Source organism: Streptomyces sp. NPDC027663, assembly GCF_055566415.1.
Map to the genome: position 1 here is coordinate 1 of NZ_JBVHSK010000032.1, position 9195 is coordinate 9195.

A 9195-nucleotide genomic window follows, 5' to 3' on the forward strand; every position below is an offset into this window, starting at 1 on the left:
CGACGTGGCCACGAACACGATCGCAGCCAGCACCTCCCGGTCACCGTGCCGACGCCTGCCGCCGCCCTGCGGTCGGGAAGGCGCTTCCGGCACCACCCGCTGGAACAGCTCCCACAACTCATCCGGCACCAGCCGCTCAACAATCCCCACGCCAGCAGGCTACCGAAGAATCCAAATGAGATGACGTCTTAGAGGACATCTGATCATCGTTCACACTGATGTGACCGGGATGTCCGTTTCAATTCGCCAGGTTGGTGTGGATTCTCCGGTCAGTTCGCGGGACATTTTGTTAGCCATCGCCCAGTGGATCATCGTCCGGGATCTCTGCGGGAGGGCTTCGTAGTCCCGCGCCAGACGGCGGTGCTGCATCAGCCAGCCGAAGGTTCGCTCGATCACCCACCGCTTCTGCAGCGGCTCGAACCCCTTCGTCCGCGGCCGCTGCACCACGTCAACATCGATGCCGAGCCCGGCTCCATGGTTGAAGATGCTGCTCTGGTATCCGCCGTCGGCCCAGACCTTGGTCACACTGGGATGTTCCGCGGCCAGGTCGTCGAGCAGGAGCTTGCCGCCGGTAGTGTCGTGCACGTTCGCGGCGGCAATGAGGACGGCCAGCACCAGACCGAGGGTGTCCGTGATCAGGTGATGCTTGCGTCCTTTGATCTTCTTGCCGGCGTCGATGCCCTGGCTGGTCTCGGCGACGTTTGCCGAGGTCTTCACGCTCTGCGCATCGATCACGGCCGCAGTCGGCCCCGCACTGCGCCCGTGTGCCCGGCGGATCTTGTCGCGTAACAGGTCGCGGACCTGCTGGGTTGTACCGTCCGCTTCCCACTTGGCGTAGTAGTCGTAGACGGTCTTGTACGGCGGGAAGTCATGCGGCAGGTACCCCCACGGAATGCCCGTGCGGTTGACGTAGAGGATCGCGTTGACGATCTCCCGCAGCTCGTGCACCCGCGCTGCCGCTTCCGGGTCCGGTCCGCCTGGCTCGCCAGGCCGTGAAGACTGGTTCGCTCAAGGCCCATCGGGCATCGGAGACATCACTGCGGTACGGACGACGACCACTCACACCTCGTTCAACGACCACCAACACCTGCAGTCACAAAAACATCCCTAACTACCAACTACCTAGATCAGGTACCCTCTGAGGGCTGGGGGGCGCTCTTGGTGTCGGAGTCGCTGCTGGACTACAGGCGGTGAGTGCGACCGCGGATGCCGCGATGAGTGCGGCTGTGGTGATGCGGGTGTTCATGTCCCCCCTCTGACAGTCGTGACTGAGGGGACATCATGCCGGACGTGTTCTGTCTGTTTCCGGGCATGCCGGATCCGGGCTGGGGCATGATCGGCTGGAACGCCGCGCCAGGTTGAGGTTCACGCGCGCGCAGGAGCGTGTGGCAACGCCGGAAGTGATCCGGCTCCATCGAATGGCGACGGCCCTGCCCGGACAAAGCCCGAGCCGAGCCGCTGCCCAGTCGAGTCTACGGTGCCTCAACCATCCTGCGTCGTAACGTCGGTGATCTCCACGGCACCTTCAGGCTCGCCGAAGCGGTGCTGAGCAGAGATGGCCGAAGGGGCAGGCCGTGGCGACTGCCGCTGGAGGACCGGGTGTTGCTGATCGAGACGTACTGTCGCACGAACCTGACGTTACGCCAGGTGGCGCCGTCGTTCGGGGCCTCGAAGTCCGCGGCCGACCGCATCCTCGATCATTTCGCACCCTTGCTGGCCATCTCGCTGGCCCGACGGCCGCGCAAGGACACCGTCCACGTCGTCGACGGCACCCTGGTGCCCACCCGTGATCGCAGCGTGTCCGCGTCCAGTAGAAACTATCGGTACTCGACCAACCTGCACGTCGTGATCGACGCCAACAGGCGCCTGGTGGTGGCGATCGGCCTGCCACTTCCCGGCAGCCGCAACGACTGCCGGGCGTTCACGGAGTCCGGCGTCGACCGGGTCTGCCGCGGCGCCTCCCACCATCGCCGACGGCGGATACCAGGGCACCGGCCTGCTCTTCCTGCACCGCAGACGTCGAGGTCCGACTCACCTCAGCCCACAGCAAGAAGTGGAGAACGCCGTCCACCGTCGGGCGCGAGCCCGGGTGGAACACGCCCTGTCGCGGTTGAAGAACTGGAGGGTCCTACGGGACTGTCGGCTCAGGGGCCACGGCGTTCACCGGGCGATGCTCGGCATCGCCCGGCTTCACAACCTGGCCCTCACTGGATAACTCACGCCCCTTACGGGACCACCTCTAGACGAGTACTTCCGAATGATCAGCGGTCGTGGTCACCGGGAAGCAGCCGGGACGTTGGTATGGGCTGTCGGCTCGTCCGTGGCCTTCGCCGCGGTGTGCGTCTTGGCGAGGGTGCAGACGCCGTCCACACACTGGCGTTCCAGACGGCCGAGGGAGATGGTCTGTGCCAGGCCGACCATCCAGCAGGTAGGGCAGCCACGGAAGGCAAGCAGGGCCAACGGAGCCGCCAGCAGGGTGGCCGGGCCGGCGACGGGCACCAGGGCGATCAAGCCGATGATCAGGCCGAAGCCGATGGCGCCGCGCGCCAGATGGCGCGGGACGGACTTGCTGGCGAAGTTCATCCCGGGCGCGGCGGCCTGAGCCTTCGCGCCCTGCACGGGCTTCACTGTGCTCGCGATGTTCACGGTCTTCACAGTCTTCACGGTCGTGAGACTCCTCCTACTGGTTGGTCGAGAGCTTGATCGCGCGCCTGATCGGCGGCTTGACCGAGTGGTTGGTCTGTCACTGCCAGAGAGTGACGCAGTGCTGCGCGTGCTCTGTGCAGCCGCGACTTCATCGCGGCGTTGCTCAGACCGAGCGAATGGGCAACGGTCTTGCCGGGCAGGCCCTGTACGTCCCGCATGATCAGAACCTGCCGCTGGTCACGGGGAAGGACGCTGACCGCAGCCGCGATCCGCTCCGCCTCCAGCCTGTGCAGCACCGCGTCCTCGGCGGACGGTTCCACAGTCGCCTCCGCTTCGGCCGTCGCCTCGTCGCTCCGTGAGACGAGCAGCCGTACCTGTCTGAGGCATTCGTTGCGCACGATCCGGAACATCCATGAGGCAAGCGCGCCAGTGGCCCGCAAAGTGCCGATCTTCCGGTAGAGGATGATCAGCGCCTCCTGCGCCGCGTCCTCCGCGTCCTGCGGTGAGGAGCACAGCGATATGGCGAACCTGCGCACATGAGGCTGCGATTCCATGACGACGGTGGTGAGCGAAGCGACGTCGCCGTCCTGAGCGGCCTTGATCAGCCGCTCGTCCGGCCAAGTGAAGCGTTGGTTCATCTGAGACTCCTACCTGGAAGGCGCCCTACGGGCAGGTGGTCAGCTGCGGCTCTTGTAGCGCCGCATCAGGTGCCAGCTGCACGCACTCACGAGCAGGGCTCCGATCACTACGAGGCTAGTGACCATCATTGGTGGTCCCTCCCAGTTCTGCCGGCCCGGTCGGCCGGTACACAGACAAGAGGCGGGGAGATCCGAAAAGGATTCGCCTCCCGCCGAAGTCTCTTTTGAACTTCGCTCCCGCAGCCACGGCACGCGGCGCGCAGAGACCGGGAAACGACGGCGCGCGCCGCGCCACGTCGCAGAACCGGCCGCCCAGCGGCACAGCCGGAGACGACTGGTGGAGCGGACGGGGCTGGCCCCGGTGTCCGCAGACAGGGCTTCCGAGATCGTTCTGTGACGAATGAGTTGGACGCCCTGCTGACCGACCTGTACGTGAAGATCGACCACGAGATCGGAGGTACCCGATTGGCTGGGCCGTCCGCCCCGGCTGACCCACTTCCGAGCGTCTGGCTTCCCGGACTGGCCTGCGTCGTCATCGTGCGGCGCTCGGAATCGTCTTCTACTGAGGCAGTTCACCGCGCCGGAGCGGCGGTCATCTGGCGGGGGTGAGCTTGGCCTTGGACTCCTCGAGGATCTGCCGCCGCCCGTGAAGCACTCGGCGGTCAGCGTCAGGTGGAACGGGCCCAGACCGGCGGCGGCATCCATGCCTTCGTCGCTGCTCAGCACCGAGGACAGGAAGTGCAAGGTGCCGGCGCAGCCGTTCTGGCCGATCGCCGCGCGGACCTCGGCGAGATGATCCAGCGCGAGGTGCTCGTAGAGGAAGCAGCCGGTGCAGACCGTGACCGTCTCCACCGCCGACAGGTCGCGCATGCCGGAGTTCGCCGTGAGAGCGCCGAGGTAGCCGGGTAGCTCCAGGGCCTTGATCTTCGGGTCGGGAGCGTCTTCGAGGGTGTTGGGGCAGAACACGCAACCGGTGCACTGACTGCGGGCGCTGGAGTTGAGGGTGAGCATCTTCGTGCCGTTGCGCCAGTAGCCCAGCACCGCATCGTCGTCCTCGATGCCGTCGACCTCGCCGACCTTCTGCCGTTCAGCCGCAGCTCGTACTCGTCCAGCTCGAACGGGGAGTCCTCACGGCCCAGTGAGAGGATCAGGAACAGCGGGGTGTCGGGGCGGAAGTCCAGCCGCAGACGGAAGCGCATGCGCGGCTTGGTCAACGGGGACCGGGCGCCTTCGATGCCGAGGCATACAAACAGCGCAACACGGTCGAACGATGGCGGCTGTCGCCGGCAAGCTGGACCTTCGTGCTCAGGCCGCCCCCGCAGGCCGGGCGGGCGTCCCGGCCCCGCGTCCACGGACGGGACGCCGTGAGGCTCGGCCTGCGCACAGACCACGCCGACCGTTCAGCCGGCCGGGTACACCGCGACGATGCCGCGGTCCTCGAAAACACCGCTGCCCGGTGCCTGCCACGTACAGCGGAAGCACCGCGCCCTCCGGCAGTGTGCGGACGGCATCCTGACCGATTTGCACCGGACGGGTGCAGATCCCCCGTCGGGCAGGGCGCCGTAGGCGTCGGCAGCCGTGCCCGGCTCGGGGGTGCCGGGATGCACGCTGTGGACCACCCCCGTATCGGTGACGGCTCGGATGGTGACGCCCTGCTGCCCTACCGCGCCCTACCCCCTCAGGCGGTGCCACCGGCGGTCACGGCGGCGGTGCGGCGGGGCCTTCTCGGCGGCGCCCACAGTGCCGTCTTGTCACCTCGCTTCCCTTACCGCTGGGGCAGTGGCGGACCAACGGTCAGGTGATCGTCCGTTTCCAATGGGGCCCTCCCCGCCATTCGATCAGAATGTGCTCCGCCTGCGGATCATCCGCTAGCAACTCAGGCATCTGATCGATGAACGCCTGCAAGGCCTCATCTGTGACGTCGCCGGGCATCGTCACAGTCATCCCCTGATCAAGACTGCGCAGGATCAGGAGCTGGTGCTCAGGCGGGATTTGCTGGGCACTGCGTCGCAAATGGAAACGCTTCCGGATGAGCTGGTGCACGCCCTCGCCTGCTTTTGCCGATAGCGTCTGGAAGAACGGGGCGACAATCATCGCGCCGACTGTGGGTGCCAGCCATAGGAGGACGTCAGGGCTGGGGAAGGTGTGACGGGTTGGGTAGTAAGGCCCCCTCCGCCTCACTGGCTCAACGGTGCAGCACTGGTCCCCCTTGCCGTCCTCCAAGAACACCCAGTCTCGTTCCTGGGCTTCGAGGAACGGCCAGTCAACGGGCCAGTGCTTACCGTTACGGACCGGGAACGCGCCACCCACGAAGGCATGTTCCAAGTCGCTGCAAGGTCGCCACTGCCATTCGTCGTCGCGCACGAGCCACCCCCGAGCCATGACACCAGACTCGGGAAGCGGCGTCGAGAGAACAAGTGAGCTACTCGACATCCTTCTTCTTGGCGGCTGCGACGCTCTTCGCGGTACTTCACGGATCACACTTCCGGCGTAGCGCTTGTCGACGGCTTCGGCGGTCGGCTTGCTAACCGAGGAGAACACACCTTCTCCTTGCCGTCGGTGCCGACTACGACTTCGTATGGAGCCCCTTGCGCCCTGGGCAGGCGCATCGCTCGGCTTCGCCTTCCCGGTCCCCGCCTGGCTCAACGGCCAGCTCGCCAAATGGGCCGACGCACAGATCACCACCGCCCTCACCCACGCGCCCGCCGCTTACCGTCCCCTCCTCGAGAAGGGTCTGGCCCGCGGCGGCCGGTTCGACCGCACCCGCATGCAGGCCCTGATGGCAGCCGCCTGCTGCCGCCGGTGGCCCCACCCGAAGGGACTACCCCGCCATGAAGATGACCGTCGTCGGATGCGGCTACCTCGGTGCCAGCCACGCCGCCTGCATGGCCGAACTTGACCACTAAGGGCGTCCGCCAATAGGTGATCGTTCAACGCCTGCCGGGCCCCTCCGCAGGTGTCAGGGAGCCGATGCGGCGGCGTCGTAGGTGGCGCGAGCGGTGGTGATGTCGGCTCGGTGGCGTTCTGCCCAGCCGACGAGCCCAGTGAGGGTCGCGTGGAGTTCGCGGGCCATGGGCGTGAGGCTGTATTCCACCTTGGGCGGCACGGTGGGGTAGACGGTCCGGATGAGCAGGCCGTCGCGTTCCAGCTTGCGCAGGTTCAAGGTGAGCATGCGTCGGCTGATGCCCGTGATGGCGCGCTCCAACTCGGTGAACCGGACCGGCCCGTTCGCGGCGGCGACGAGGATTCCGATGCTCCACTTTCCGGCGACATGGTCGAGGACCTCGGTGAGCGGGCACGCCTCGTTGCTGACCTGGTCGGACACATCTGTGTGACTGCGTGACACGAAAGTGCCTCCTTCCGGTGCGCGTCATGGTTACAGAAGATGACGGCTGTAACAAGTCGTGCACCATTGGAAGGGGGCCTCGTGCCCAGAACCGTCTCCTCAGCACCAACATCCCTTTGGGCGGCCTTGGCCGTGCTCTGCGCCGGTCAGTTGATGGTCATCCTCGACGGGACCATCGTGAACGTGGCACTGCCGGCTATCCAGCAAGACCTCGGATTCTCCTCGTCGAGCCTGGCCTGGGTGGTCAACATCTATCTGGTCCCCTTCGGCGGTCTGCTGCTGCTCTCCGGTCGGCTCGGCGACCTGATCGGGCGCAAACGCATCTTCATCACCGGCTTGAGCATCTTCACGACCGCCTCGCTGCTGTGCGGGGTGTCGCAGGGTTCGGCAATGCTGCTCGCGTCCCGGTTCGTCCAGGGCATCGGCGGCGCGGTGACCTCCGCCGTCACCCTCGGCATGGTCGTGACGCTCTTCCCACAGCCGAAGGAACGGGCCAAGGCCATCGGCGTCTACAGCTTCGTCCAGTCAGCCGGTGGCTCGTTGGGCCTCCTCGCCGGCGGCGTCCTGACCCAGACCATCAACTGGCACTGGATCTTCTTCGTCAACGTTCCGATCGGCATCGTGGCCACGCTGTTGGCCGGGCGCATGCTCGCGTCCGAGCACGGCATCGGCCTCGGTGAGGGGGTCGATGCCGTGGGCGCCCTCCTGGTCACCTCCGCGCTGATGCTCGGTGTCTACACGATCGTCGAGACCACCAGCTACGGCTGGGCATCCGCGCACACACTCGGCTTCGGCGCTGCGGCACTCGTCCTGCTCCTGGCATTCGTCACCCGCCAGGCGAAGGCAAGTCACCCGCTCCTGCCACTGCGCGTGTTCCGCTCACGCAACGTCTCAGGAGCCATGGGCATCCAGGCCCTCATGGTGGCCGGGATGTTCAGCTTCCAATTCCTGTGCGTGCTCTACCTGCAGAAAGTACTCGGCTTCGACGAGGTCCACACCGGCCTCGGCATCTTTCCGGTCTCGGTCGCGATCGGCGCACTGTCGCTCGGCTTCTCACCCAGGCTGATCTCCCGCTTCGGCCCCCGTGCCGTCCTCCTTCCAGGACTCTTCCTGATCACGACGGGCCTCGCCGTCCTCAGCCGCGTACCGGCAGGCGGGAGTTACCTCGTGGACGTCCTGCCCGCACTGCTGCCGCTCGGTATCGGCTTCGGCCTCGCGATGCCGTCGCTGGCCACGCTCGCCATGTCAGCGGCCACCCCCCAGGACTCGGGGATCGCCTCCGGCATGTTCAACACCATGCAGCAGATCGGCAGCGCCTTCGGCCTCGCGGCCCTCAGCACCCTCGCCGCCTCACACACCAATGCCCTGCTGGGCAACGGGACCAACACCATCTCCGCACTCACGGGCGGCTACCAACTCGCTCTCCGCAGCGGCTCGTGCATCGTCGCCGCTGCTCTCCTCCTCGCCGCCACTCTGCTGCGCTCCCCCACCACGACACAACGTCCAGCGGCCGAGAAGAAGCCGGTCATCGAGAACGCCACTCGCTGACAGACGGCGACGCCGCCCCGGGCCGGGCAGGATCTGTGTTCGCAGGAGGAGATGTGCCTGTCGTGCCATCGCTGATCATCGCTCCCATCCGCGAGGAGTTCCTTGCATTCTTGCCGCAGCGGGTCACTACCCATCCACTGGGATGCCATCGTCGACGGATCCCGAACGAGGTGATCTTCGACAAGCTCATCGAGGTTCTGGTGTCCGGGATGGGGTACGAGCGAGTGGCGGACGCGACGTGCTCGGCGACCACCTTGCGCAGGCGCCGTGACGAGTGGATAGCCGCCGGCGCTGGCGAGGCCCTGCGCCTGGCCGCGCTCTCCGCCTACGACCGCATGATGGGCCTCGGCCTGGAACAACTCGCCGCCGATGGCTGCCAGACCAAGGCTCCCTCGGGCGGCGAGTGCGCGGGCAAGAGCCCCGTCGACCGGGCCAAACAAGGTGTCAAACGCTCACAGCTCACCGATGCCTACGGCATCCCACTGGTCACCGAGCCCGCACCAGCCAACATCCGCGACCACACCCTGCTGCCCGCCACCCTCGACCGCTACGACGACCTCGCCAAGACGCTGGGCCCACTGCCCGAGCAACCGGCGCTGAGCCTGGACGCGGGCTACGACTACCGGCCGGTCCACGCCGACCTCGACACACGAGGCATCACCGCGAAGATCGCCAAACGGGGCGAACAGACCCCGATCCAAACAGACGGACGGTGGGTCGTGGAGCGCACGAACTCGTGGATGTACAACTTCGGCAAGCTCCGCCGGTGCACCGAACGTCGCCGCGTCTGCATCGACTTCTTCATCGCCCTCGCCACCGCGATCACCACCATCCGTAGCCTCATCCGCCGGGCGTGGCCCCTCTATCGCTGGCCCAACCGCCCACGAAGCCCCCGCATCCGGTGACCTACTGGCGGACGCTCTAAGACCGTGTCCTACGTGGTGAGGCGGACGAGTCGCTTGTAGCAGCAGAGGGCGGCCGCGAGTCCGAGAAAGGCCAGGTAGTTGCGGGGATTGC

The 9195-nt window shown here is 66.5% G+C and carries 6 protein-coding genes and 4 pseudogenes; 4 read left to right on the forward strand and 6 right to left on the reverse strand.

Annotation, left to right across the window (positions count from 1 at the left end):
• Together ACZ4SF_RS37845 and ACZ4SF_RS37850 are read right to left on the reverse strand one after the other, a co-directional pair.
• Positions 1–150: pseudogene (locus ACZ4SF_RS37845) on the reverse strand (IS5/IS1182 family transposase); the annotation flags it as partial.
• A 60-nt stretch (positions 151–210) separates the two neighbouring features.
• A pseudogene (locus ACZ4SF_RS37850) lies at positions 211–1063 on the reverse strand (IS5 family transposase).
• Between the two features lie 425 nt (positions 1064–1488).
• On the opposite strand from ACZ4SF_RS37850, the pseudogene ACZ4SF_RS37855 reads away from it, so the two are divergent.
• A pseudogene (locus tag ACZ4SF_RS37855) lies at positions 1489–2215 on the forward strand (transposase).
• Positions 2216–2274: 59 nt separating this feature from the next.
• Here the strand turns inward: ACZ4SF_RS37855 and ACZ4SF_RS37860 are convergent.
• On the reverse strand, positions 2275–2583 hold the full coding sequence (locus ACZ4SF_RS37860; RefSeq protein WP_468393576.1) for a hypothetical protein: 309 nt from the start codon (positions 2581–2583) through the stop codon (positions 2275–2277).
• Between the two features lie 77 nt (positions 2584–2660).
• On the reverse strand, positions 2661–3284 hold the full coding sequence (locus ACZ4SF_RS37865; RefSeq protein WP_468393567.1) for an RNA polymerase sigma factor: 624 nt from the start codon (positions 3282–3284) through the stop codon (positions 2661–2663).
• Between the two features lie 393 nt (positions 3285–3677).
• Between ACZ4SF_RS37865 and ACZ4SF_RS37870 the strand changes: the two are divergent.
• A pseudogene (locus ACZ4SF_RS37870) lies at positions 3678–3777 on the forward strand (IS982 family transposase); the annotation flags it as partial.
• Positions 3778–5078: 1301 nt separating this feature from the next.
• Here the strand turns inward: ACZ4SF_RS37870 and ACZ4SF_RS37875 are convergent.
• Both ACZ4SF_RS37875 and ACZ4SF_RS37880 read right to left on the reverse strand, forming a co-directional pair.
• The gene (locus tag ACZ4SF_RS37875; RefSeq protein WP_468393570.1) at positions 5079–5825 is read right to left on the reverse strand and encodes a hypothetical protein; all 747 of its coding nucleotides are present in this window, start codon (positions 5823–5825) and stop codon (positions 5079–5081) included.
• 418 nt (positions 5826–6243) lie between these two features.
• Positions 6244–6609: a winged helix-turn-helix transcriptional regulator gene (locus ACZ4SF_RS37880; RefSeq protein ID WP_412828268.1), complete on the reverse strand. Its 366-nt coding sequence runs from the start codon at positions 6607–6609 to the stop codon at positions 6244–6246.
• Positions 6610–6783: 174 nt separating this feature from the next.
• Between ACZ4SF_RS37880 and ACZ4SF_RS37885 the strand changes: the two genes are divergently transcribed.
• Both ACZ4SF_RS37885 and ACZ4SF_RS37890 read left to right on the forward strand, forming a co-directional pair.
• Positions 6784–8178, forward strand: coding sequence for an MFS transporter (locus tag ACZ4SF_RS37885; RefSeq protein ID WP_468393579.1), 1395 nt, complete (start codon positions 6784–6786; stop codon positions 8176–8178).
• Positions 8179–8231: 53 nt separating this feature from the next.
• Entirely contained in the window at positions 8232–9083 is an 852-nt protein-coding gene (locus ACZ4SF_RS37890; RefSeq protein ID WP_468393573.1) for an IS5 family transposase, read from the forward strand.
• Positions 9084–9195 lie beyond the last annotated feature (112 nt).

Excerpts from the sequence above, each read along its gene's own strand:
- ACZ4SF_RS37860 (WP_468393576.1), bottom strand. The coding sequence starts at position 2,583 with ATGAACTTCGCCAGCAAGTCCGTCCCGCGCCATCTGGCGCGCGGCGCC.
- ACZ4SF_RS37865 (WP_468393567.1), bottom strand. The coding sequence starts at position 3,284 with ATGAACCAACGCTTCACTTGGCCGGACGAGCGGCTGATCAAGGCCGCT.
- ACZ4SF_RS37885 (WP_468393579.1), top strand. The coding sequence starts at position 6,784 with ATGGTCATCCTCGACGGGACCATCGTGAACGTGGCACTGCCGGCTATC.